Below are 273 nucleotides of genomic sequence, written 5' to 3'. Positions count from 1 at the left end.
ACCGGGATGGACCCTGGTGGCATTGATCGAGCCAGCACCGGAGCTGTGATACTCAGGCGCCTGGCAGCACGGGCACCGGGCGCTTGTCCTCGTCGATGGCGACGAAGCTGAACACCCCATGGATCGCCCGGTCACGGCCATCCAGGTACATGTTCTCGACAAACACATCCACCTGCACCTGCAAGCTGGTGTTGCCGACCTTGATCACCGTACCCACCAGCTCGACGATCGAGCCCGCCGGAATCGGGTGCTTGAAATCGATGCGGTCGGTAG

1 protein-coding gene is annotated in these 273 nt (G+C 62.3%); it reads right to left on the bottom strand.

Translation table 11 applies throughout. The features are described from left to right. Positions 1-52: 52 nt before the first annotated feature. Positions 53-273: acyl-CoA thioesterase (locus SB719_RS20055; protein WP_412159724.1), on the bottom strand; the 221-nt coding region annotated here is incomplete at its 5' end.

This window comes from Pantoea sp. SIMBA_079 (assembly GCF_046940275.1).
GTDB classification, from domain to species: domain Bacteria; phylum Pseudomonadota; class Gammaproteobacteria; order Enterobacterales; family Enterobacteriaceae; genus Pantoea; species Pantoea borealis.
This window is presented reverse-complemented; position numbering and strand designations above follow the sequence as displayed.